The sequence below is a fragment of the Microbacterium sp. genome (assembly GCF_052102115.1).
Lineage (GTDB): Bacteria > Actinomycetota > Actinomycetes > Actinomycetales > Microbacteriaceae > Microbacterium.
The window spans coordinates 47,938-70,901 of the sequence record NZ_JBQDVP010000004.1; the positions used below are offsets into that span (position 1 = coordinate 47,938).

Genomic DNA, 22,964 nt, shown 5'->3' on the forward strand with positions numbered 1-22,964 from the left:
CCGACCCGTCGCTCCTCCGGCGCGTAGCCTGGGGGCGTGGCGGCCACTTCTCTGCGCATACTCGGAATTGACCCGGGTCTCACCCGATGCGGTGTCGGCATCGTCGATGTCGACCGCTCCCGCCGCGCCGAGCTCGTGCATGTCGGCGTCATCCGCACGCTGCCGGACACTCCACTCGGAGAACGACTCGCTGCCGTGGCGGATGGCATCCGCTCGGTGCTTGCCGAGCATCGCCCCGATGCCGTCGCCGTCGAGCGCGTCTTCGCTCAGCACAACAGCCATACGGTGATGGGCACAGCGCAGGCCAGCGGAGTCGCCCTCCTGCTCGCAGCCGAGGCCGGTCTGCCCGCAGCGACCCACACGCCGAGCGAGGTCAAAGCTGCTGTCACCGGGTACGGCACCGCCGACAAGAAGCAGGTCCAGGCCATGATCGCGCGCATCCTGCGGCTGGATGCGCCCCCACAGCCGGCGGACGCCGCCGACGCGCTGGCGATCGCACTCTGTCATGCCTGGCGCGGTGGTTCCGCTGCACCGGCGGAATCCGGCTCGCTCACGCCGGCGCAGCGCGCCTGGGCGGATGCCGAGCGTGTCGCTCGAACATACATACGATCGGGATCGTAGGCTGAGAGGATGATCTCCTCCCTGCACGGTTCTGTGCTGACCGCCGGCGCCGACCACGTCGTCATCGAGGTCGGCGGGGTCGGCTTCTTCGTCTTCGTGCCGGCCGATGTGGCGCACACGGCGCGCATCGGTGAGAACCTGCGCCTGCACACCAGCCTCATCGTCCGCGAAGACGCGCTGACGCTCTTCGGATTCGCCGACGCGGTCGAGCTCGAGGTGTTCACCCAGTTGCTGAGCGTCACCGGCGTCGGACCGAAATCGGCGCTCGGAGTGCTGGGGCACCTCACCGTCGATCAGATCGCGTCCGCGGTTGCGGACGACGATGATGCGCCGTTCCGACGCGTCTCGGGTATCGGGCCGAAAACGGCCAAGCTCATCGTGGTGCAGCTGGCGGGCAAGCTGCAGCCCCCGACGTCCGCGCCCAGCGGTCGATCGGTCTCTGCCGCCGACGCCGTCGTCTCGCAGGTGACCGCCGCGCTCGTGGGACTCGGTTGGTCGGAGAAGGTCGCCGGCGACGCGGCCGCAGAGACGGCGGAGTCTGCGAGCGAGGCCGACCGGGCATCCGTGCCCGCGCTCCTGCGCCAAGCCCTGGCGGCACTGGGGCCGGCCAAGGCCGGAGGCGGACGTGGCTGAGGACGACTTCGTCGAGGGTCGCAACCCAGCCGAACCTCTGGATGAGACGGAACTCGCGATCGAGGGGGCGCTGCGTCCCGCGAGTCTGGGCGAGTTCGTCGGCCAACCCAAGGTGCGAGGACAGTTGCAGCTGCTGCTCGACGCCGCACGCATCCAGAACCGTCCTCCCGACCACATCCTGCTTGCCGGCCCGCCCGGGCTCGGCAAGACCACGCTCGCGATGATCGTCGCCCACGAGAGTGAGCGACCGTTGCGGCTCTCCAGCGGCCCGGCCATTCAGCACGCCGGCGATCTCGCCGCGCTGCTGTCGAGTCTCGTTCCCGGTGAAGTTCTCTTCATCGACGAGATCCACCGGATGGCGCGATCGGCCGAGGAGATGCTCTACCTCGCCATGGAGGATTTCCGCATCGACATCATGGTGGGGAAGGGCGCTGGTGCCACCAGCATCCCGCTGGATCTCGCACCGTTCACCCTGGTGGGAGCGACGACCCGATCCGGCCTGCTGCCCAACCCGCTGCGCGATCGCTTCGGATTCACGGGGCATCTGGAATTCTACGACGAGGCCGACCTCGAGAAAGTGATCCGGCGCTCGTCGAACGTGCTCGAAGTCGAGATGCCCGACGACGCGCGCCACGAGATCGCACGGCGGTCGCGAGGCACGCCGCGCATCGCGAACCGCCTGCTGCGGCGTGTGCGCGACTACGCACTGGTGCACGGCAGCGGGCGCGTTGCGACCATCGACGATGTCGGGGCCGCGCTCGACCTCTACGACGTCGACCCGATCGGCTTGGACCGACTGGATCGTGCGGTGCTCGACATGCTCGTGCGCCGGTTCCGCGGGGGCCCGGTAGGGCTCAGCACCCTCGCCGTCGCCGTCGGCGAGGAGGCCGAGACAGTCGAGAGCGTCGTCGAGCCGTATCTGGTGCGGATCGGCTTCCTGGGCCGCACGCCGCGCGGGCGCGTCGCCATGCCGGAAGCCTTCCGGCACCTGGGCGTGCAGCACCCCGAGGGCGCCGCATTGTTCGATGACCTATAATCGCTGGAGACTTCACCCGAATCCCCCTGCAGACCGCCGAGTTCCGGCGTGCACATTGTGAAAGGCTCCGCCTGATGGAAATTGTCCTCTTCGGCCTCCTTGCCGTCCTCCTCATCTTCATGTTCTTCAACACGCGCAAGCGTCAGAGGCAGATGAAGGCCGAGCAGGAGGAGAAGGCCACGAAGACCGTTCCCGGCGCCAAGGTCCTTCTTCAGGGTGGTCTCTACGGCACGATCGTCGCCTACGACCCCGCTGATCTCGACACTCCTGCGCTTGTCGAGATCGCGCCCGGAACGGTCATCGAGGTGCACAGCCAGGCCATTCTCCGCGTCGTCGAGCCGAAGGATGACATCACCGAGGTCGACGCCGACCTCGATGTCGACGCTCACGACCGCGTGATCGAAGAGGTCGCCCCGGAAACGCCGTTGGAGACTCCGGAGGAGACACGCGCTCGTCTCGATCGCGACTCCGACAGCAAGTAAGCTCTTCGCTGGTCCTGACTGGTCCGACCGGTATCGCAGAAAGCTGAACATCCGTGGCCTCATCCTCTCCCGTCCGCCATGCCTGGAAAGTGCTGCTCGGTCTCCTTCTGGTGACCGCTGCGCTGTTCGGCGTGAACTCTCTCGGCGTCTACGGATTCCAGCAGAGCTCCTGGGCGCCTGAACTCGCCCTCGACCTGCAGGGAGGTACGCAGATCGTTCTGAGCGCCGTCACCGAGGACGGCGCGGATCCGACTCAGGAGCAGCTCGACCAGGCAGCCGCCATCATCCGCCAGCGCGTTGACGCCTCGGGCGTCGCGGAGGCCGACATCACCACCGAGGGTGGTCGGAACATCGTCGTCCAGATCCCCGGGGTCGCCGACCAGGAGACCAGGGACCGGATCGAGGCGAGCGCCCAGCTCGAGTTCCGTGCCGTGCTGTTCGCCGGTGACCCGGCAACGGAGTTCGTCGGCGAGGACGGCAACGCCACGCCGTACCCGACTCCCGATCCGTCTGCGAACGCAGAGCCGACGGCGAAGCCCACCGACGGCAGTGACATGTCGTGGATCACCGAGAAACTGCAGTCGGAGTTCCTTGCGTATGACTGCGCGGATCCCGAGAGCGAGAGCGCCGCGGCGAATGCACCGGAGGACCAGCCTCTGATCACCTGCGACGACACGCGCTCGGTCAAGTACATCCTCGGACCGATGGAGCTCTCGGGCGACTCGATCGATGACGCGAGCAGCGGTCGCGACCAGCAGTCCGGCGCCTGGACGGTCAACCTCACCCTCGACGGCCACGGCACCGAGGTGTTCGGCGAGATCAGTCAGCGCCTGTACCAGAACCAGCTCGAGGGCCTCAGCCCGCGCGACCAGTTCGCGTTCGTGCTCGACGGTTCGGTGATCTCCGCCCCGCGGATGAACGCCCAGATCCTTGACGGACGCCCGAGTATTTCGGGCGACTTCACCCAGGAGACCGCCGAGGCTCTTGCGGACCAGCTCAAGTACGGCGCCCTGCCGCTCAGCTTCACCACCGAGAGCTCCGACACGGTCTCGGCAACCCTCGGCAGCCAGCAGCTTCAGATCGGCCTCATCGCCGGCCTGATCGGCCTTGCTCTGGTCGCCCTCTATTCGCTGATCAGTTACCGGGCACTCGGGACGGTGATCATCGCGTCGATCGCGGTGATGGGGGTGCTCACCTACATCGTGATCTGCATCCTGGCATGGCGATTGGGCTTCCGACTGTCGCTCGCGGGGGTCGCCGGTCTGATCGTCTCGATCGGGTTCACCGCCGACTCGTTCATCGTCTACTTCGAACGAATACGAGATGAGCTGCGAGACGGGAAGTCGATCACCGGAGCCGTCGAGGACGGGTGGGGACGAGCCAAGCGGACGATCTACATCTCGAAGTCGATCAACATTCTCGCGGCGGTCGTGCTGTACATCCTCGCCGATTCGACGGTGAAGGGATTCGCCTTCACGCTGGGGCTCACGACGTTGATCGACGTCTTCATCTTCGTCATCTTCACGCACCCGGTGATGCAGATCCTCGCCCGCACGAAGTTCTTCGGCGGGGGACACAAGCTGTCGGGGCTCGATCCGTCGGCCCTGGGTGCCGTTTACCACACGCGGTCGCAGTTCCGTCAGGTCACGCCGGCCACCGGCGGTCGCGCGGCGAAGAGCAGCCGCTCCCGCGGCGAGGCCGAGCGTCGCCAGACCATTGCCGAGCGCAAACGCGCTGAAGCCCTGACAGGGGAGAGATCCACGGATGCCGGAAGCGAGGGAGAGCGCTGATGGCCTCCATGAATGAGTTCGGCAACAACCTCTACACCGGGAAGACCTCGTTCCCGTTCGTCGCGAAGCGCCGGGTGTGGTTCATCATCGCGATCGCCCTCGTGGTCGCATCCGCTCTCGTGCCGCTGCTGCGCCCGGTCCAGTTCTCCATCGAGTTCACCGGCGGTTCGCAGTTCACCGTGCTCGCGCCGGATTCCACGGATCAGGGGACGGCGACCGAAGCTGTGCAATCGATCGTTCCCGAGGCCGCCGCCAAGGTCGCGATCGTCAACAACTCCGATGTGCGCGTGCAGACCTCGCAGATGACGCCCGACGAGACGCAGTCCGTCGCCGGCGCGCTGGCAGAGGCGTACGACGTCCCGGCCGAGGAAGTCACCTCGTCGTTCATCGGACCGGTCTGGGGCGAGAGCGTCACCCGGCAGTCGCTCTGGGGGCTCTCGATCTTCCTCGCGCTCACCTTCCTGATCCTGGCGATCTACTTCCGCACCTGGAAGATGTCGGTGGCGGCGATCATCGGTCTGCTCGACGTGCTCGTCATCACGGTCGGCGTGTACGCGCTGGCAGGATTCGAGATCTCGCCCGCGGCGGTGATCGGATTCCTGACGATCCTCTCGTACTCCCTCTATGACACGACTGTGGTGTTCGACAAGATCAGAGAGAATACGACCGAGGACGGGGAGAACTCTGCCCGAACGTTCGGGGAGTCCGTCAACCTGGCCGTCAACCAGACGCTGATCCGGTCGATAAACACCTCGATCGTCGCGGCCTTGCCGGTGGGAGCGATCCTGTTCATCGGCTCGTTCTGGCTCGGCGCCGAGACCCTCACGGACATCTCGCTGTCGATCTTCGTCGGCATCCTCGTCGCCACGTATTCCACGCTCTTCGTCGCCGCTCCGCTGTACTCGCTGTTCCGCGAGAAGGAGCCGCAGATCGTCGAGCGCGACCGCCGCGTGCTCGAGCTCCGGGAGCGCTCGAGCGTCGACGCCTGAGCCGTCCCGCACGGTGAAGCCGGGGCAGGCCCGGACGCGTAGGATGATCTGACCCGGAGGTGAATCGATGGCGGAGGCGCCCGCGCAGACGCAGGGATCGAGCCTGAGAAGACTCGTGCCCCGCATCTTCTCGCGCGCGCCTCGGATCAACGATCTCGACAATCTGATCCGCTCGGTGCGGGTGAACCATCCACGGGGCGATCTAGCCATCATCGAGCGTGCGTACAAGGTTGCCAAGGACAAGCACGAAGGGCAGAAGCGGCGCAGCGGTGAGCCGTACATCACTCATCCGCTGGCCGTCGCGCAGATCCTCGCAGAACTGGGGCTGGGCCCGCGCGCGATCGCCGCGGCGCTCCTGCATGACACGGTCGAGGACACCGGCTACGCGCTGTCGGAATTGACCGAGGCGTTCGGCGACGAGGTCGCGATGCTCGTCGACGGCGTCACCAAGCTCGACAAGGTCAAGTACGGCGAGAGCGCACAGGCCGAAACCGTCCGCAAGATGATCGTCGCGATGTCGAAGGACATCCGTGTTCTGCTCATAAAACTCGCCGACCGGCTGCACAACGCCCGCACCTGGGGGTTCGTGCCGCCCGAGAAGGCGGAGCCGAAGGCGCGCGAGACGCTCGAGATCTATGCGCCGCTGGCCAACCGGCTCGGCATTCAGGCGATCAAGTCCGAACTCGAGGACCTCTCGTTCGCTGTGCTGCACCCGAAGATCTACGCCGAGATCAATAGCTTGATCGCGCAGCGCACACCGCAGCGCGAGAAGTACCTCGGGCAGGTCATCGAGTCCATCAACGAAGACCTCCACGATCTGCGCATCCGCGGCAAGGTCGGCGGCCGACCAAAGCAGCTCTACTCCGTGTATCAGAAGATGGTCATTCGGGGTCGCGAGTTCGACGACATCTATGACCTCATCGGCATCCGTGTCCTCGTAAACTCGGTGCGTGACTGCTACGCCGTGCTCGGTGCCATCCACGCACGGTGGACGCCGCTGCCCGGCCGGTTCAAGGATTACATCGCGACGCCGAAGTTCAACCTGTACCAGTCGCTGCACACCACGGTGATCGGGCCGAACGGACGCACGGTCGAGATCCAGATTCGCACGCACGAGATGCACAAACAGGCCGAGTTCGGCGTCGCCGCGCACTGGATGTACAAGGAGCGGATGAACGGCGGGAAGGCCGTCGACGGACCGACCGACACCGACATGACCTGGCTCGCGCACATCTCGGACTGGCAGGCCGAGACCGCCGATCCCAGCGAGTTCCTCGATTCGCTGCGCTTCGAGATCGGCGCGAAAGAGGTGTACGTCTTCACCCCGAAAGGCCGGGTGATCGGGCTCCCCGCCGGTGCGACCACCGTCGACTTCGCATACGCCGTACACACCGAGATCGGGCACCGCACCATGGGCGCCAAGGTCAACGGGCGCCTCGTGCCGCTGGAGACGGTGGTGCGCACCGGAGACGTCGTCGAGGTCTTCACGTCCAAGAACCCGGATGCCGGCCCCAGCCAGGACTGGCTCTCGTTCGTCAAGAGCACGCGCGCACGCAACAAGATCCGCGGCTGGTTCACCAAGGAGCGCCGCGAAGAGGCGATCGAGCAGGGCAAGGAATCCATCGCCCGTGCGATGCGGCGTCAGAACCTGCCGCTGCAGCGGGTGATGAATCAGGATTCGTTCGCCGACGTCGCCCAGCAGCTGCACTACGAGGACGTCTCCGCGCTGTATGCGGCTGTCGGAGAAGGGCATGTGTCGACGCAGTCCGTGCTCGAGAAGGTCACAGCTCTCGTCGCCGCGAACGACACCAGCACGGGAGCCATCGATCTTCCCTCGCCCACGCGCGCCCCGGAGCCCCGGAGCGGAGACTCCGGTGTCCTCGTCCGCGGCGCCGCTGACATCCTCGTCAAACTCGCCAAGTGCTGCACGCCGGTCCCGGGCGATCCGATCGTCGGTTTCGTCACGCGCGGCAGCGGAGTATCGGTGCACCGCAGCGACTGCGTCAATGTGAAGGCGCTCAGCGACCAGGAGCAGCGTTTCGTCGAGGTGGAGTGGGCCCCGACCACCAAGAGCGTGTTCCGCGTGCAGATCCAGGTCGAGGCGCTCGATCGTGGTGGACTGCTCTCCGACGTGACCCGCGTGCTCAGCGAGCATCACGTCAATATCCTTTCGGCGACCGTCCACACCAATGACGAGCGACTGGCGATCAGCAAATTCGTGTTCGAAATGGGTGATTCGGTCCACCTCGATCGCGTACTCAATGCCGTGCGGCGCATCGAAGCCGTGTACGACGTGTACCGGGTCACATCCTCATAGCCTGTAGCTCGGCGATCCTCGCCAGAGCCGCACGTTTTCCCGGCATCCGCTCGCGGGCGGCGATGATCGCCTGGACGCGGGGGAGGAGGTCGGATGCCGCGGTCGCGAATCGTCGCATCCACTGCTCTGCCTCTGCGTCGACGCCGCCGCCGAGCACGAGATCGGTGAGCGTGCGCAGGCGGGTGGTGATCGCTGCCCTCCCGACGAACGCCAATTCCGCTCGCCCGATCAGTCGGTCGTGGAAGACGACGCCCGGCATGGTGCGAACGCGAGGTCGTCTCTCTGACACGCGCTGCAGATGATGACAGGACGGCGGCGCGTACCCGACACCGTGCACCCAGGCCGCCGTCGGCCCGCACAGCGCGTACCCCGGCGGATGGATCAACGTCAGTGAGGCCGCTCGCGCCTCTGCGCTCTCGGGCAGATCGGGTGGCATATACCCGTCGCCGACCTCGATGAGTACGCCGTCGAGGCGGGCAGAACTCAATTCCGACTGCGAAAGCAGCACTCCGGGGTGGAAGATGAGCGACGGATGCACACGTTCAGTGTGACCGTTCGCCGCACCGCCCGAGCCGGACTGTGGATAACCTCAGCCGCCGAGGGCGCCGAGCCAGGCGCGACGCGCCTCGAGCGCGTCGGCGGCCTCCTTGATGGCCTTCTTGTCGCCGGCCTTCTCCGCGGCGGCGAGCTCGGTCTCGAGCTTGTCGATCGCGTCCTGGAGCTGCTGGCTCATGTCGTTCGCTCGGGCCTTGGTCTCCGGATTGTTGCGCTTCCAGTCGACCTCTTCGCGCGACTTCAGCCCCTGCTCGATCACGCGCAGTTTGTCGTCGAGTGTGCGCTCCTGGTCCCGCGGGAAGATGCGGCCGACCTCGTCCCACTGGCGCTGGATCTTCGTCAGCATCGCGCGGGCCTGCTTGAGGTTCGACTCGTCGGCGACGGCCTTCGCCTCTTCGAGCAGCGCCTTGCGCGCTTCGATCTTCGGCGCCGACTCCGCCTCCTCGGCAGCGGACTGCTCAGCACGTGCGGCGTACAGCGCGTCGCCGGCGGCCTTGAAACGCGCCCAGAGCGCGTCATCGGCCTTCCGACCTGCGCGTCCGGCGGCCTTCCAATCGTCCAGCAGACCGCGATAGGCGGGGATGCCGTCGGACCCCTTCGGCGCGAGGGCCTCGGCGCGCTCGATCAGCGCATTCTTACGATCGCGCGACGCCTTATGGGTTTCATCGAGCTCGGCGTAGAACGCGCGTCGCCCCTTGTCGACCACGGCGCGAGCGTCGCGGAAACGCTTCCAGAGCTGCTGGGAGATGCCCTTGGGCAGACGGGGACCCGTCTGCTGCTGCGCCTGCCAGGTGTCGAACAGCGTGCTCACCTCTTCGGTGACCTGCTTCCACTGCACCTTGCTGAGGTCGCGTGCGGCGATGGCCTCGATGCTCTCGACGACGACGGTGCGATCGGCGATGGCCTGATCCACCTGCTCCTTGGCGGCCTTCGTCTCGGCTTCACGTGCCTCGGCGAGTGCCTCGGTGAGCGTCGACAGCCGTGTGCGGAGCGAAGCGAGATCGCCGACCGCTGCGGCATCGGTGACCTCGACGACGAGCTTCTCCGCCTGATTCGTCAGGTCGCTTGCCGAGGCGCCACCGGCTTGGTGGCGCTGCTCGAGCGTGTGGACCTTGAACGCCAGGTCGTCGAACTTGCGGACGAAATAGGCCAGTGCCTCCTCAGAGGTGCCATCGGGATACTGACCGACGACACGCCAGTCATCACCCTCGCGGACTTCCACCGTGCCGTCGTCGGTGACGCGCCCCCACTCTGCCGAGTCGGCTGCGGCGACCGGGGACACCGGGGCCGGAGGAGCTGCGGCCGGAGCCGGCGTGCGCGGAGGCATCGGCACCCGCGGCGGCGCGGGGACGGGTGGGGTCGGCTTCGGCTTCGGGGTCTCGTCTGCAGACACGATGTGCTCCTTGCGCGGTCAGCCGCGTGAGGGTGGAAAGGACTTCGTTCAGCCTACTGGGCTGTTCCCTCGGGCGAGAACAGTTCCGAGAACGGGTTCTCCATCGGCGTCGGCGTGGACGTCTGGGTCGGCTCGGGCTCCGGGGCGGTCACGGCGGCGTGCACCGACTGGCTGACCACGGCGCCGACGATGATGAGGCCGCCGATGATCCCGGCCACAGCGTTGTCGCGGACGCGTCGGCTGATCTGACCCTCGTGCCAGGACGTCCGTGCGGCGTACAGGCGTGCACGCTCGGTCGCGGCTTTCGAGCGCTGCGCGTTCTTGGGTCCACGACCTGCCATCATCATCCTTCCTCGGGCGCGCCTCCGCGGCGCCTCAGGTGAGCCTACCGGTGAGCATGTCAGCAGTGCGCATTAGCCTGGAGGAATGACATCCGCGCCACTGCTCTCGGGCCAGACGCCCCTGGCCGTGCGTATGCGACCGGTGTCGCTCGACGAAGTCGCGGGTCAGCAGCACCTGCTGCGCGCGGGGTCGCCGATCGTCGCGCTCGCTGATCCGGATGCCGCCTCTCCCGGTGCCGTCTCGATCATCCTGTGGGGTCCGCCAGGAACGGGAAAGACGACGCTGGCGCAGGCGATCGCCCGCTCCTCTGCGCGTCGATTTGTCGAGCTCTCCGCCGTCACCGCCGGGGTGAAGGACGTCCGCGAGGTGATGCAGGAGTCGATCACCCAGCGCGATCTGTACGGGCAGACCACGATCCTGTTCCTCGACGAGATCCACCGATTCACCAAGGCGCAGCAGGATGCGCTTCTGCCCGGCGTCGAGAACGGCTGGGTCATCCTCATCGCCGCGACGACCGAGAACCCGTCGTTCTCGGTCATCTCGCCGCTGCTGTCCCGGTCGCTGCTGCTGACACTGCAACCCCTGACCGACGATGACATCGCACTGCTCATCGATCGCGCCATCACCGACGCCCGCGGCTTGAACGGCGCCGTCGACATCGACGACGCTGCGCGGGCAGCGCTCGTGCGGCTCGCATCCGGCGACGGCCGCCGCGCGCTGACCGGGCTCGAGGCGGCCGCCGCGGTCGCCGCCTCGAATGCGGAGGGCGACTCGACACCGGCGATCAGCGCGGACGACGTCGCACAGGCTGTCGACCGAGCCCTCCTGCGGTACGACCGGCAGGGCGACGAGCACTACGACGTGATCAGCGCGTTCATCAAGTCGATCCGCGGCTCCGATCCCGATGCCGCGCTGCACTACCTCGCCCGCATGATCGAGGCGGGGGAGGACCCGCGTTTCATCGCCCGACGCCTCGTCATCTCGGCGTCCGAAGACATCGGCCTCGCCGATCCGCAGGGCCTCGTGATCGCGACGGCAGCAGCCGACGCCGTGGCCTTCATCGGGATGCCGGAGGGGCGGATCCCGCTCGCCGAGGCGACCGTATATCTTGCAACCACCGCGAAATCGAACGCGGCGTATGCGGGGATCGATGCGGCGATCGCGGATGTCCGCGCCGGCGCATTCGGCCGAGTGCCCCCGCATCTTCGAGACGCGCACTACCCGGGGGCGAAGCGCCTCGGCCACGGCAAGGGCTACATGTTCCCGCACGACAACGAGCACGGCATCGTCCCCCAGCAGTACCTTCCCGATGAGCTCGACGGCCGGCGCTACTACCAGCCGAAGAATCTGGGTGCCGAACGAGACGTGTCAGCGCGCCTGGAGCGCATCCGACGCATCCTCGACGGTCGCTGATCTGGCGCGCTACGCGGTCTGTTAGACTTGACCGGCTCGAAACCGTGTTTTCGGGCATCCCTTCGTTCACACTCCACCTTCTTCGCGCCCCGGCGTGCGCGATCCAGGCAGAACGCGGGAGATACGTCCGTGAGATGTGAAAGACACGTCCACGTCATCGGAAGGAACGCTTCGTGGTTACGAAGTCCCAGGACCGCCGCAAGGTCCGTCTGTCCCGCGCCCTCGGCGTGGCACTCACCCCCAAGGCCGCCCGCTACCTCGAGAAGCGTCCCTACGCTCCGGGTGAGCACGGCCGCACCAAGCGCAAGGCCGACAGCGACTACGCCGTCCGTCTGCGTGAGAAGCAGCGTCTGCGCGAGCAGTACGGCATCCGCGAGAAGCAGCTGCGCATCGCCTTCAACGAGGCACGTCGTGTCGACGGCCTGACCGGTGAGAACCTGGTCGAGCTGCTCGAGATGCGTCTGGACGCCCTCGTGCTGCGTTCGGGCTTCGCCCGCACCACCGCACAGGCCCGTCAGATGGTCGTGCACCGTCACATCATGGTCGACGGCCAGCTCGTCGACCGCCCGTCCTTCCGCGTGAAGCCGGGTCAGCTCATCCATGTCAAGGCTCGCAGCGAGGGCACCGAGCCCTTCCAGGTGGCCGCAGCCGGCGGCCACGCCGAGGTGTTGCCCCCGGTTCCGGGCTACCTCGAGGTCGAGCTCGACAAGCTGCAGGCACGTCTGGTCCGTCGTCCTAAGCGCGCCGAGGTCCCCGTGACCTGTGAAGTGCAGCTGGTCGTCGAGTACTACGCAGCTCGCTGATCTTCATCAACTGAGTTCGCTTCGGGAGGCGTCGGGGGAGACCCCGGCGCCTCCCGTCGTACGATGGGCCGTTTCCGCCTACGATGGAATGGCCGCGTGCTGCGGCCAGATCGCGAGGATGACGACATGAAGACTCTGCTGTGGTTCCTGATCGGCGTGATCGGCGGGTTCGTCGCTGCTCACTTCATGAACAAGGACCCCCGCGGCCACGACATGCTGGCTGACGTCGACGCGCGCATCACCGAGTTCACGGCGATCCTCGGCGACGCCTACCGTGACCAGGAAGCACGACTCTTCTCAGACAAGGACACGCAGTAAGCCCATGAAAACGGCGGAAATCGCGCAGCGCTACCTCAACTATTTCGAGAAGAACGACCACACGATTGTTCCCTCCGCGTCGCTCGTGAGCGACGACCCGACGGTGATGTTCACGATCGCCGGCATGGTCCCCTTCATCCCGTACCTGACCGGCGTGGTCCCGGCTCCGTACTCCCGCGCCGCCGATGTGCAGAAGTGCATCCGTACGAACGACATCGAAGAAGTGGGCAAGACGGTGCGACACGGCACCTTCTTCCAGATGCTCGGAAACTGGTCGTTCGGCGACTACTTCAAAGAAGGGGCGATCACGTTCGCGTGGGAGCTCCTCACCACCAGCGAGGCCGACGGCGGCTTCGGATTCTCGGAGCGCGACTTCTGGGTCACCGTCTACGAGACCGATGACGAGGCCGCGGATATCTGGCGACGCGTCATCGGGCTGCCCGAAGAGCGCATCCAGCGGCTCGGTCGCGAGGACAACTACTGGCACACCGGTCAGCCCGGCCCCGGTGGTCCCGATTCGGAGATCTTCTTCGATCGGGGTCCGGAGTTCGGACGCGACGGCGGCCCCGCAGCGGATGACAACCGCTACATGGAGCTGTGGAACCTCGTGTTCATGCAGGAGCTGCTCAGCGACGTGCGCTCCCAGGTCGACTTCGATATCGCCGGCCCGCTTCCGCGCAAGAACATCGACACGGGCATGGGCCTGGAGCGCGTCGCCTTCCTCAAGCAGGGCGTGCACAACATGTACGAGACGGACCAGGTGCGTCCGGTGCTCGATCGCGCCGTCGAGCTTTCCGGGAGGCGCTACGGCGCCGCGCACGAGGATGACGTCCGCTTCCGCGTGATCGCCGACCACGTGCGCTCCTCCCTCATGCTGCTCTCCGACGGAGTGAAGCCCTCGAACGAGGGCCGCGGCTACGTGCTCCGCCGTCTCATGCGGCGCACCGTCCGTGCGCTGCGACTGCTCGGTGTGGACGCACCGGTGTTCCCGGAGTTGTTCGCCGCCTCCCGCGATGCCATGAAGACCGCTTATCCGGTGCTCGAGACCGATTGGTCTCGTCTCTCGGGTCTGGCCGTCGCCGAAGAGGAGACGTTTCTGCGCACGCTCGCCCAGGGCTCGACGATCCTCGACCTCGCACTCGCCGACACCAAGAAGTCCGGCAAGCAGACCCTCGCCGGTCCTGAGGCGTTCCTGCTGCACGACACTTACGGCTTCCCGATCGATCTCACTCTCGAGATCGCCGAGGAGCAGGGACTCAACGTCGACCGCAGCGCTTTCGACGAACTGATGACCGAGCAGCGCACCCGCGCGAAAGCGGATGCGAAGAGCCGCAGGCGCCAGCTGGCCGACGTATCGGTGTACCGCGATTTCCGCGCTCTCGGCGAGACCGCTTTCACGGGATACACCGACCTCGAGACCGAGTCGCGCGTGCTGGGCATTCTCATCGACGGACAGCCGGCGACGACGGCCACGGAGGGACAGATCGCCGAGATCATCCTGGCCGAGACGACGCTGTATGCCGAGTCCGGCGGGCAGGTCGCCGACAAGGGCGTGATCGTCGGTCCGGGCTACGAGCTCGAGGTCCTGGACGTGCAGAGGCCCGTCCCCGGACTCGTCAGTCATTCGGTACAGGTCACCACCGGATCCGTCGCGATCGACGATCGTGCGACGACGGTGGTGGATGCCGCGAATCGCCGTTCCGCGCGTCAGGCGCACTCCGCGACGCACCTCGTGCATGCGGCGCTGCGCGACACACTCGGTGCTGGGGCCGCCCAGACGGGCTCGCTGAACCGTGCCGGCTACATGCGCTTCGATTTCTCCTGGTCGCAGGCGCTGTCGACCGACACGCGCACCGAGATCGAGGACATCACCAACCGGGCCGTGCAGGACGCCCTCGAGGTCACCACACGCGTCCTCTCCCTCGATGAGGCGAAAGAAGCCGGCGCCATGGCTTTGTTCGGTGAGAAGTACGGCGACGTCGTGCGCATGGTCGACATCGGCGGCCCCTGGTCCCGTGAGCTGTGCGGCGGAACGCATGTCAGCACCAGCGCCGAGATCGGGCTGGTCAGCGTCGTCGGGGAAGCCTCGGTCGGCGCCTCAAACCGCCGTATCGAGGCCCTTGTCGGTCAGGATGCCTTCCGCGAGCTGGCGGCCGAGCGCGCCATCGTCTCGCAGCTCACCGCGGCATTGAAGACGCCGCGTGAGCAGCTGCCGGACCGAATCGCAGAGATCGCCGCGAACCTCAAGACGGCGGAGAAGCGGATCGCGCAATTCGAGGCCAAGGAGCGCGAGGGCCGCGTGCCGGCGATCGCCGAATCCGCCGAACGCGTCGGCGCCTTCCGGGTCTCGGCGGTGTCCGTGGGAGAGATCGCCTCCGGAGACGACCTGCGCGGTCTCGCCCTGAGCGTTCGCGAACGCCTGGGTGCGGACTCCGCGGTGGTGGCTCTCGGCGGCATCGTCGGCGGACGGCCGATCGTCGTCGTCGCGACCAACGATGCGGCCCGCGCTGCCGGTGCGAAGGCCGGGGCGCTCGCGAAGCGCGCCGCCGGGGTGCTCGGCGGGGGCGGAGGCGGACGCGACGACGTCGCCCAGGGCGGCGGCACGGAAGCTGCCGCACTGCCGGCCGCCTTCGAGGCCATCACGACAGACCTGCGCACCGCGTGACGGGTTTTCGTCGCGGCGTACGCCTCGGTGTCGACGTCGGCAGAGCACGCGTCGGCGTGGCGCGCTGCGACCCCGACGGCATGCTCGCCGTTCCCGTCGAGACCGTGCCGCGGTCGGATGCGTCACTCGCACGCTTGGCGGAGATCGCCGGCGAGTACGAACCGCTGGAGTTCGTCGTCGGCCTGCCGGTGAACCTGCAGGGCAACGACACGCCGTCGACCGACGATGCCCGAGAATTCGCCGCCGCGCTGCAGCGTCTCACGACGATTCCGGTACGTCTCGTGGATGAGCGGTTGAGCACCGTATCGGCACACGCCGCACTGCGTTCCTCTGGTAGAACCCAGCGGAACTCTCGTAGCATTGTCGATCAGGTCGCCGCAGTGGTTCTGCTGCAGCACGCGATCGACACAGAGAAAACCACCGGCACCCCCGCCGGCTCCGTGATGCCCCCGACCGAGGAGCCCGCCTGAGCATGTCCGAACGTGAGAACCCAGAGCCGAGTTCGCACAGCCTGTCCGACGAGCTCTTCTCGCGACTTCCCGAACCGACTCATCAGGTACCGTCGGTCGATTCCGAAGCGCCCGTTCCCGGATCCCGTCGCGCTCGGCGCGAGGCTGCGCAGTCCGGCGAGAAGGCTCCGGATTCTGCTCCAGAGGCGCCGACACAGACTGAGCCTCCGACGGACACGCCAACAGTTGAGCCCGTGGCCGAAGCGCCGGCCGCTGCCGCCAAGCCCGCTGCGCCCACGCTCGACGATCTCTTCGAGGCGGAACAGGTTGAACCCGCGCACGGCAGGACGAAGAAGAAGCGCCGCACGGGGTGCATCGTCGCACTCATCATCGTCCTGGCAGTGATCGGAGGCATCGTCGGCGCCGGGTTCTGGGCGGTGAACACCTACGGTGACCAGATCGGCGAGGTGATGGGGTGGGGCGAGCCCGAAGACTGGGAGCCGGGCCAGGCCACCGGCGAAGCGCTGGTGACGATCCGGGAGGGCGACACCGGTGCCCCGGTGTCGACCACGCTGCACGAGGCAGGCGTCACCCGGACCGACAGCGTGTTCTACGACTATCTCGTCAGTGAGAACATCGCCGTGACGTTCTACCCCGGCGTCTACCGGCTGGAGCAGAAGATGACCGCCGCCGCTGCGCTGGAGGCGCTGGAGAATCCCGAGAACAAGGCGGACAACACGGTGAGCATCCCCGAGGGAGGCACGATCGAATCGTCGTTGCCGCTCATCAGCGAGAGCGTGGGCATCCCCATCAAGGATCTCGAGGCGGCCGTGAAGGATCCGAGTGCCTACGACGTCGCCGCCGATGATCTCGAGGGCTGGCTGTTCCCGGCTGTGTACACCTTCGACCCCGACGCCACGGCGACCCAGGTGATCCAACGGATGGTCGACCGCACACGCGAATCCCTCAGCGCCGCCGGTGTGCCCGCCGAGGACGAGCAGCGCATCCTCACGCTGGCCTCGATCATTCAGCGAGAAGGACGCACCGACGACTTCAGCAAGGTCTCGCGCGTCATTCAGAACCGGCTCGACGATGGCATGAAGCTGCAGATGGATTCCACGGCCCAGTACGGCTATGGCGAGCTGCACGCCGGTTCGGTCAGCACGTCGGAAGAGGCGCAGTTCGATGACAACCCCTGGAACACCTACGTCGTCGACGGGCTTCCCGTAGGCCCCATCGCCAACCCGAACGACGCGGCCATCGACGCGGCCATGCACCCCGAAGAGGGGCCATGGATCTACTTCGTGACCATCAACCCGTCGACCGGCGAGACGGTGTTCTCGACGACGTACGAAGAGCATCAGTCGGCGATCGCGACCTGGCAGGAGTGGTGCCGCGAGAATCCCGATCAGGGGTGCTGACGTGGTGAAGCGGCATCGTCTCGCGGTCTGGGGGGACCCGATCGCGCACAGCATGTCCCCGGTACTGCATACCGCCGCGTACCGGACGCTGGGTGTGAGGTGGGAGTACGACCGCCGCCGGGTCGATGCTGCCGGATTCCGCGACGCTTTCGACGTACTCGACGCTTCGTGGCGCGGTCTGTCCCTGACGATGCCGCTGAAAGAGCAGGCGTTCGCCGTCGCCGCCGTCCGCGACCGTCACGCTGAACTCACCGGAGCCGTCAACACCCTGCTGCTCGGCGATCGTCCCGCCGGCTTCAACACCGACGTCGGCGGGATCATCGACGCCCTCGCGGAGCACGCCATCACCGCTCCGCACGCCGTGCGCATCCTCGGGGCAGGGGCGACCGCGGCGTCTGCTCTCGTGGCCGTCGCCGAACTCGGTGCTGCCGTGATCGACGTTCGCGCCCGTCGCCCCGAGCGTGCCGTCGCCCTCGCCGGACTGGGGGAGCGCCTCGGCGTCACGGTGACCGCCGACACGTTCGATGCGGCCCCATCTCCGGTCGATCTCACGATCGCCACGCTTCCCAGCGGCACGGAGCTGGAAGCGCCGATTGCCCGGTCGCTTGCTGCCAGCGGCGGGGCACTGTTCGACGCGGCGTATGCGCCGTGGCCATCCGCACTTGGTTCCGTCTGGGGCGACGCTCCCGTGATCTCCGGCCGAGGGATGCTGCTGCACCAGGCGATCCGGCAGGTGCGGGTATTCCTTCACGGCGACCCGCACACGGTCCTTCCCGCAGAGGACCGGGTACTGGCGGCCATGCGCGCCGTCGGCTGAGCCGGGCGTTATACGGGCGAGCGACGTCTCTCAGGCATGGGAGACTGGAGCAATGCTCCGCGTGCTCACCGCCGGCGAATCGCACGGCCCCGAACTCATCGCCGTCATGGAGGGACTGCCCTCCGGCGTCCCGATCTCCTCCGACGCGATCCAGGCCGACCTGGCGCGGCGCAAGCTCGGCTACGGCCGGGGCTCGCGCATGAAGTTCGAGCAGGACGAGCTGACGATCTCGGGCGGTGTGCGCCACGGCAAGAGCCTCGGCAGCCCGATCGCCCTGCGCATCGGCAACACCGAATGGCCGAAGTGGGTCGAGGTGATGAGTCCCGAACCGGTGGAGATCACCGACAAGTCTCGCGGTCGATCGGCTCCGCTGACCCGCCCGCGTCCGGGGCATGCCGATCTCGTCGGCATGCAGAAGTACGACTTCGACGAGGCCCGTCCCATTCTCGAACGAGCCAGTGCCCGCGAGACCGCCGCGCGCGTCGCCCTCGGTGCGGTCGCACGCTCGTTCCTCGGTGAACTCGGCATCCGCCTGGTCAGTCACACGCTGTCGATCGGGCCGGTCCGCGCGCCGGAGGATGCCACGCTGCCGACGCCGGATGACGTGGATGCTCTGGATGCCGATCCGCTGCGCTGCTTCGACACGGAGACCTCGGCACGCATGGTCGATGAGGTCGACGACGCCCGCAAGGCCGGCGACACGCTCGGCGGCGTCGTCGAGGTGCTTGCCTACGGGCTGCCGCCCGGACTGGGCTCGCACGTGCACTGGGACCGTCGCCTTGACGGCCGCCTCGCTCAGGCGCTGATGAGCATCCAGGCGATCAAGGGCGTCGAGGTCGGCGACGGGTTCGAGACGACCCGCCGTCGCGGCTCAGCAGCGCACGATGAACTGTTCGTCGCCGACGACGGCATCACCCGCGGGTCGGATCGCGCCGGGGGCACCGAGGGCGGCATGTCGACGGGAACTGTACTGCGCGTCCGCGCCGGCATGAAGCCGATCGCCACCGTGCCGCGTGCGCTGCGCACGATCGACACGGCCACCGGAGAGACCGCCAACGCGCACCACCAGCGCTCCGATGTGTGCGCCGTTCCCGCCGCGGGCGTCGTCGCCGAGGCCATGGTCGCCATCGAGCTCGCCCGCGCTGTGCTCGAGAAGTTCGGCGGCGACAGCATCCGTGAGACGCGCCGGAACCTCGATGGGTACCTCTCGTCGATCCCGGCAGAGCTCCGCACGGCGCCGGCCTCCGAGGCGGCGCTGATCGCTCACGATGAGCACTCCTGAGCCGCTGACACTGGTGCTCGTCGGCCCGATGGGTGCGGGTAAGACCAGCATCGGGCGGCGGGTCGCCAAGAAGCTCGGCGTCGGGTTCACAGACACCGACCGGCGCATCATCGCCGAGCACGGTCCGATACCGGAGATCTTCGCCGCGCATGGCGAGGAGCATTTCCGCACGCTGGAGAGCGCTGCCGTGGCCGCCGCGCTCGAGACGGGCGGGGTCATCTCGCTCGGCGGCGGAGCCGTCGCGTCCGAACAGACGCGCGACCTGATCCGACGGCGTCCGGTCGTGTTCCTCACGGTGAGCCCGGAGTCGGTGGCGGCGCGCATCTCCGGCGGTGGGCGTCCCCTGCTCGCGGGCGAGGACGATCCGCTCACACGGTGGAGACAGATCTTCGAGCAGCGCCGGGGCTGGTACGAAGAGGTCGCGGATGCGACGTTCGACACGTCTCGTCGGCCGATGCAGCGCATCGCCGAAGAAATCGCAGCATGGAGGAGGCAACACGCATGAGCAGCACCACGATCAGCGTCAGCGGGCAGAGCGCCTACGACATCACGGTGGGTCGCGGCATTCTCGATGCAGCGTCGGCGGCACTGGATCCGGCCGTCCGCAAGGTTCTCGTCGTGCATCCGCCGACGCTGGCCGCGCGTGCCGCCGAGTTCCGCGACCGGCTCCTCGCCGACACGGCGAACGGTCAGCGCGAGGTGCTGCTCGCGGAGATTCCCGACGCCGAACAGGGCAAACGCATCGAGGTCGCCGCGTTCTGCTGGCAGATCATGGGTCAGTCCGACTTCACGCGCACCGACGCGGTGATCGGCTATGGCGGGGGAGCGGTCACAGACGTTGCCGGTTTCGTCGCAGCGACGTGGCTGCGCGGCATCCAGGTCGTGCAGGTGCCGACGACCGTGCTCGGCCTCGTCGATGCGTCGGTCGGCGGCAAGACCGGCGTCAACACCGCTGAGGGCAAGAACCTCGTCGGCGCGTTCTGGGCGCCTCGCGCGGTGATCGGCGATCTCGACGAGCTGAGCAGTCTCAGCGCGCACGAAGCGACCGCCGGCTACGCAGAGGTCGTCAAGGCGGGATTCATCTGGGCACCGGAGATCCTCGACATCATCGAAGCCGATCCGGCACGTGCGGTGGATGCGTCGACAGACGAGTTCCGCCGCACGATCGAGCTCGCGATCGGCATGAAAGCCACGGTCGTCTCCGAGGACTTCCGCGAGGCGGGCCAGCGCGAGATCCTCAACTACGGGCACACGCTCGGGCACGCCATCGAACACGCCGAACGCTACCGCTGGCGCCACGGCGCGGCGATATCGATCGGCATGATGTACGCCGCCGAGCTGTCGCGGCTGGCGGGTCGGCTGTCGGATGCCGCCGTCGATCGGCACCGCTCGATCCTCGAGTCGCTCGGACTGCCCACCACCTACCGGGCAGGCGCGTGGGCGACGCTGCTCGCGACCATGCAGCGCGACAAGAAGGCCCGCGGCGGAATGCTGCGGTTCATCCTCCTCGACGACATCGCCAAGCCGACGGTGCTGCAGGCCCCCGACGAGTCGCTGCTGTTCGCCGCGTACCAGGAGGTCGGGGCATGAGTGTCGTGGTGCGCCGCGTTCGGGCCGACGAATGGGAACGGGTGCGTGATCTGCGTCTCGACGCCGTTCGCGACCCCGCTGCCCCCGTCGCGTTCCTGCACACGCACGCGGAGGAAGCAGCTCACGAAGACGCGTTCTGGCAGCAGCGTGCTGCGGGAGCGTCGGAGGGCGATGCCGTGGCGCAGTTCATCGCGGAATCCGATGGTGAGTGGATCGGCACGGTGACAGTGCTGCGCTGGGAGGCGGGTGCCACAGACCATCACGGCAGGGCGGTGACCGCACCGCGCGGCGACGTCGTCGGCGTGTTCGTGCGCGCCGAGAGTCGTGGCCGAGGAGTCGTGGATGCGCTGTTCGCCGCCGCCGCGGACTGGGCAGCGTCGATGGGGGATACGCGGCTCGTGCTCGATGTGCACGTCGACAACGACCGAGCCAAAGCAGCGTACCGTCGGATCGGCTTCTCCGAGACGGGTCTGCGTTTCACCGGGTCGATCGGGCCGGAGGCGGAGATGGCACGGCCGCTCAACGTGGCGGCGACGCCGCGTCTCCTGCTCGTGAACGGACCGAACCTGAACCTGCTCGGCATCCGCGATCCGGCCGTGTACGGCACGGCGACCTTGGCCGACGTCGAGAAGATCGCCGTCGATGCCGCTGCGGAAGCAGGCTTCGAGGTGCGCAGCATCCAGAGCAATCATGAGGGCGTACTGATCGACGCGATCCACGCCGCGCGCGAGGACTGCGCGGGCATCGTCATCAACCCCGGCGGGTTGACGCACACGTCCGTCGCCCTGCGCGACGCGCTTACGGGCGTCGCCCTCCCCTTCGCCGAGATCCACATCTCGGATGTGAACGCGCGGGAAGAATTCCGACGGTTCTCGTATCTGCACGACGTCGCCGCCGTCCGTGTCATCGGCGAGGGGGTGGCTGGTTACGCGTCGGCCGTGCACGCGCTCACGTCCCTCCTCGACCGCCCGTCCTGACCGCAGAACCCTACATCCGTCCGGCGATCCCGTAGAATCGGACGTCGGCCCCCATCGGTCGCACCCGAACAACACGAAACGGAACCCGCACGCATGGCATCCACTGCAGACATCAAGAACGGCGTCGTCCTGAATCTCGACGGACAGCTCTGGACCGTTGTGGACTTCCAGCACGTCAAGCCCGGCAAGGGCGGCGCGTTCGTACGCACCAAGCTGAAGAACGTCGTCACGGGGCGCACCAACGACAAGACCTTCAACGCCGGCGCCAAGGTCGACATCGAGAACGTCGACCGCCGCGACTTCACGTACCTCTACGCCGACGGTGACGGGTTCGTGTTCATGGACTCCACCGACTACGACCAGATCACCCTCAGCGACGTGGTCGTCGGCGACGCCAAGAACTTCATGCTCGAGAACCAGCAGGTCACCATTGCCCTCAACAACGGCAACCCGCTCTACATCGAGCTGCCGACGTCGGTCATCCTCGAGGTGACCTACAGTGAGCCCGGTCTGCAGGGCGACCGCTCCTCGGCCGGCACGAAGCCTGCCACGGTGGAGACCGGGTACGAGATGCAGGTTCCGCTGTTCGTCGAGACCGGCACGAAGATCAAGGTCGACACCCGCACCGGTGATTACCTCGGCCGCGAGAAGTAAGGCGTGAGCGCCCGGACGAAGGCGCGCAAGCGCGCACTCGACATCCTGTTCTCCTCGGATGTCCGCGGAGACGACATCGCCGTGACCCTCGCCGCAGAGGCCAAACGCGCGGCCAACGAGCCGGCACGCGAAGCATCCTGGCTGTACGCCCGCGAGATCGTCGACGGGATCGTCGATCACCGCGACGACATCGACGAGAGCATCGTCACGCACAGCCGCGACTGGAAGCTCGAGCGGATGCCGGCCGTCGACCGCGCACTGCCGCGCATCGCCGCGTGGGAGATCCTCTACAACGACGAGGTGCCCACCGCGGTCGCCATCGACGAGGCCGTCGAGCTCGCCAAGGAGTTCTCGACGGACGACTCCGGCGCGTTCGTGCACGGCGTGCTGGCGCGGGTGGCGCGCGCCAGCTGATCC

At 67.3% G+C, this 22,964-nt stretch carries 23 protein-coding genes and 1 pseudogene; 21 read left to right on the forward strand and 3 right to left on the reverse strand.

Features of this window, described 5'->3' with window-relative positions; translation table 11 throughout:
• Window positions 1-36: 36 nt before the first annotated feature.
• The 7 genes from ruvC to ACTICP_RS02540 all read left to right on the forward strand — a co-directional run bounded on the left by ruvC (window position 37) and on the right by ACTICP_RS02540 (window position 7,868).
• Window positions 37-621 carry a crossover junction endodeoxyribonuclease RuvC gene (gene ruvC, locus ACTICP_RS02510; RefSeq protein WP_441889174.1) on the forward strand — a complete coding sequence of 195 codons (585 nt, stop codon included), beginning with the start codon at window positions 37-39 and terminating at the stop codon, window positions 619-621.
• Between the two features lie 9 nt (window positions 622-630).
• Window positions 631-1,254 carry a Holliday junction branch migration protein RuvA gene (gene ruvA, locus ACTICP_RS02515; RefSeq protein ID WP_441889176.1) on the forward strand — a complete coding sequence of 208 codons (624 nt, stop codon included), beginning with the start codon at window positions 631-633 and terminating at the stop codon, window positions 1,252-1,254.
• Window positions 1,247-2,290, forward strand: a complete 1,044-nt coding sequence (gene ruvB, locus ACTICP_RS02520; RefSeq protein ID WP_441889178.1) for a Holliday junction branch migration DNA helicase RuvB — start codon at window positions 1,247-1,249, stop codon at window positions 2,288-2,290. Before ruvA ends, ruvB begins: the two co-directional genes overlap by 8 nt.
• A gap of 74 nt (window positions 2,291-2,364) precedes the next feature.
• The gene (locus ACTICP_RS02525; RefSeq protein WP_441889180.1) at window positions 2,365-2,772 is read left to right on the forward strand and encodes a preprotein translocase subunit YajC; all 408 of its coding nucleotides are present in this window, start codon (window positions 2,365-2,367) and stop codon (window positions 2,770-2,772) included.
• 53 nt (window positions 2,773-2,825) lie between these two features.
• Entirely contained in the window at window positions 2,826-4,562 is a 1,737-nt protein-coding gene (secD, locus tag ACTICP_RS02530) for a protein translocase subunit SecD (RefSeq protein ID WP_441889182.1), read from the forward strand.
• A complete protein-coding gene (gene secF / locus ACTICP_RS02535; RefSeq protein ID WP_441889184.1) occupies window positions 4,562-5,551 on the forward strand; it encodes a protein translocase subunit SecF in 990 nt (329 codons plus the stop codon). Before secD ends, secF begins: the two co-directional genes overlap by 1 nt.
• 67 nt (window positions 5,552-5,618) lie before the next feature.
• Complete coding sequence (locus tag ACTICP_RS02540) at window positions 5,619-7,868, forward strand: RelA/SpoT family protein (RefSeq protein ID WP_441889186.1); 2,250 nt, start codon at window positions 5,619-5,621, stop codon at window positions 7,866-7,868.
• Here the strand turns inward: ACTICP_RS02540 and ACTICP_RS02545 are convergent.
• From ACTICP_RS02545 to ACTICP_RS02555, 3 genes are read right to left on the reverse strand one after another with little or no spacing between them, the layout of a single operon-like run.
• Window positions 7,855-8,406: a hypothetical protein gene (locus ACTICP_RS02545; RefSeq protein WP_441889188.1), complete on the reverse strand. Its 552-nt coding sequence runs from the start codon at window positions 8,404-8,406 to the stop codon at window positions 7,855-7,857. The two genes, ACTICP_RS02540 and ACTICP_RS02545, sit on opposite strands and share 14 nt — an antisense overlap.
• A gap of 51 nt (window positions 8,407-8,457) precedes the next feature.
• Complete coding sequence (locus ACTICP_RS02550) at window positions 8,458-9,816, reverse strand: DUF349 domain-containing protein (RefSeq protein WP_441889190.1); 1,359 nt, start codon at window positions 9,814-9,816, stop codon at window positions 8,458-8,460.
• Between the two features lie 53 nt (window positions 9,817-9,869).
• Window positions 9,870-10,157 (reverse strand): hypothetical protein, encoded by a 288-nt coding sequence (locus ACTICP_RS02555; protein WP_441889192.1) that lies wholly within the window; start codon window positions 10,155-10,157, stop codon window positions 9,870-9,872.
• Between the two features lie 85 nt (window positions 10,158-10,242).
• Here ACTICP_RS02555 and ACTICP_RS02560 point away from each other — a divergent pair, with 85 nt between their 5' ends.
• The 14 genes and pseudogenes from ACTICP_RS02560 to nusB all read left to right on the forward strand — a co-directional run bounded on the left by ACTICP_RS02560 (window position 10,243) and on the right by nusB (window position 22,961).
• Entirely contained in the window at window positions 10,243-11,571 is a 1,329-nt protein-coding gene (locus tag ACTICP_RS02560; protein WP_441889194.1) for a replication-associated recombination protein A, read from the forward strand.
• A 173-nt stretch (window positions 11,572-11,744) separates the two neighbouring features.
• Window positions 11,745-12,374, forward strand: a complete 630-nt coding sequence (rpsD, locus tag ACTICP_RS02565; protein ID WP_441889196.1) for a 30S ribosomal protein S4 — start codon at window positions 11,745-11,747, stop codon at window positions 12,372-12,374.
• Window positions 12,375-12,500: 126 nt separating this feature from the next.
• Entirely contained in the window at window positions 12,501-12,692 is a 192-nt protein-coding gene (locus tag ACTICP_RS02570; protein ID WP_441889198.1) for a hypothetical protein, read from the forward strand.
• A gap of 4 nt (window positions 12,693-12,696) precedes the next feature.
• Window positions 12,697-15,357, forward strand: a complete 2,661-nt coding sequence (alaS, locus tag ACTICP_RS02575) for an alanine--tRNA ligase (protein ID WP_441889200.1) — start codon at window positions 12,697-12,699, stop codon at window positions 15,355-15,357.
• The gene (gene ruvX, locus ACTICP_RS02580; RefSeq protein ID WP_441889202.1) at window positions 15,354-15,827 is read left to right on the forward strand and encodes a Holliday junction resolvase RuvX; all 474 of its coding nucleotides are present in this window, start codon (window positions 15,354-15,356) and stop codon (window positions 15,825-15,827) included. Before alaS ends, ruvX begins: the two co-directional genes overlap by 4 nt.
• Before the next feature lie 233 nt (window positions 15,828-16,060).
• On the forward strand, window positions 16,061-17,227 hold the full coding sequence (gene mltG / locus ACTICP_RS02585; RefSeq protein ID WP_441889204.1) for an endolytic transglycosylase MltG: 1,167 nt from the start codon (window positions 16,061-16,063) through the stop codon (window positions 17,225-17,227).
• Between the two features lies 1 nt (window position 17,228).
• Window positions 17,229-18,044: a shikimate dehydrogenase family protein gene (locus tag ACTICP_RS02590; RefSeq protein ID WP_441889206.1), complete on the forward strand. Its 816-nt coding sequence runs from the start codon at window positions 17,229-17,231 to the stop codon at window positions 18,042-18,044.
• Between the two features lie 52 nt (window positions 18,045-18,096).
• Window positions 18,097-19,326, forward strand: a complete 1,230-nt coding sequence (gene aroC, locus ACTICP_RS02595) for a chorismate synthase (RefSeq protein ID WP_441889208.1) — start codon at window positions 18,097-18,099, stop codon at window positions 19,324-19,326.
• Window positions 19,313-19,831, forward strand: a complete 519-nt coding sequence (locus tag ACTICP_RS02600) for a shikimate kinase (RefSeq protein ID WP_441889210.1) — start codon at window positions 19,313-19,315, stop codon at window positions 19,829-19,831. The genes aroC and ACTICP_RS02600 overlap by 14 nt, the downstream gene beginning before the upstream one ends.
• Complete coding sequence (gene aroB / locus ACTICP_RS02605) at window positions 19,828-20,916, forward strand: 3-dehydroquinate synthase (protein ID WP_441889212.1); 1,089 nt, start codon at window positions 19,828-19,830, stop codon at window positions 20,914-20,916. Before ACTICP_RS02600 ends, aroB begins: the two co-directional genes overlap by 4 nt.
• Window positions 20,913-21,368: pseudogene (locus tag ACTICP_RS02610) on the forward strand (GNAT family N-acetyltransferase); the annotation flags it as partial. The gene aroB and the pseudogene ACTICP_RS02610, both read left to right, overlap by 4 nt.
• 54 nt (window positions 21,369-21,422) lie before the next feature.
• Window positions 21,423-21,893: a type II 3-dehydroquinate dehydratase gene (locus ACTICP_RS02615; RefSeq protein WP_441889298.1), complete on the forward strand. Its 471-nt coding sequence runs from the start codon at window positions 21,423-21,425 to the stop codon at window positions 21,891-21,893.
• A gap of 93 nt (window positions 21,894-21,986) precedes the next feature.
• Window positions 21,987-22,547, forward strand: a complete 561-nt coding sequence (gene efp / locus ACTICP_RS02620; RefSeq protein WP_441889214.1) for an elongation factor P — start codon at window positions 21,987-21,989, stop codon at window positions 22,545-22,547.
• A 3-nt stretch (window positions 22,548-22,550) separates the two neighbouring features.
• Window positions 22,551-22,961: a transcription antitermination factor NusB gene (gene nusB / locus ACTICP_RS02625; protein ID WP_441889216.1), complete on the forward strand. Its 411-nt coding sequence runs from the start codon at window positions 22,551-22,553 to the stop codon at window positions 22,959-22,961.
• The last annotated feature ends 3 nt before the right edge of the window (window positions 22,962-22,964 follow it).

Bases quoted from the DNA above. Each gene is read 5' to 3' on its own strand.
- efp (WP_441889214.1), top strand. From the start codon at position 21,987: ATGGCATCCACTGCAGACATCAAGAACGGCGTCGTCCTGAATCTCGAC.
- aroB (WP_441889212.1), top strand. From the start codon at position 19,828: ATGAGCAGCACCACGATCAGCGTCAGCGGGCAGAGCGCCTACGACATC.
- ACTICP_RS02555 (WP_441889192.1), bottom strand. From the start codon at position 10,157: ATGGCAGGTCGTGGACCCAAGAACGCGCAGCGCTCGAAAGCCGCGACC.
- ACTICP_RS02570 (WP_441889198.1), top strand. From the start codon at position 12,501: ATGAAGACTCTGCTGTGGTTCCTGATCGGCGTGATCGGCGGGTTCGTC.
- ACTICP_RS02540 (WP_441889186.1), top strand. From the start codon at position 5,619: ATGGCGGAGGCGCCCGCGCAGACGCAGGGATCGAGCCTGAGAAGACTC.
- ACTICP_RS02615 (WP_441889298.1), top strand. From the start codon at position 21,423: ATGGCACGGCCGCTCAACGTGGCGGCGACGCCGCGTCTCCTGCTCGTG.
- secF (WP_441889184.1), top strand. From the start codon at position 4,562: ATGGCCTCCATGAATGAGTTCGGCAACAACCTCTACACCGGGAAGACC.
- alaS (WP_441889200.1), top strand. From the start codon at position 12,697: ATGAAAACGGCGGAAATCGCGCAGCGCTACCTCAACTATTTCGAGAAG.
- ACTICP_RS02600 (WP_441889210.1), top strand. From the start codon at position 19,313: ATGAGCACTCCTGAGCCGCTGACACTGGTGCTCGTCGGCCCGATGGGT.
- ACTICP_RS02525 (WP_441889180.1), top strand. From the start codon at position 2,365: ATGGAAATTGTCCTCTTCGGCCTCCTTGCCGTCCTCCTCATCTTCATG.
- aroC (WP_441889208.1), top strand. From the start codon at position 18,097: ATGCTCCGCGTGCTCACCGCCGGCGAATCGCACGGCCCCGAACTCATC.
- ruvA (WP_441889176.1), top strand. From the start codon at position 631: ATGATCTCCTCCCTGCACGGTTCTGTGCTGACCGCCGGCGCCGACCAC.
- ACTICP_RS02560 (WP_441889194.1), top strand. From the start codon at position 10,243: ATGACATCCGCGCCACTGCTCTCGGGCCAGACGCCCCTGGCCGTGCGT.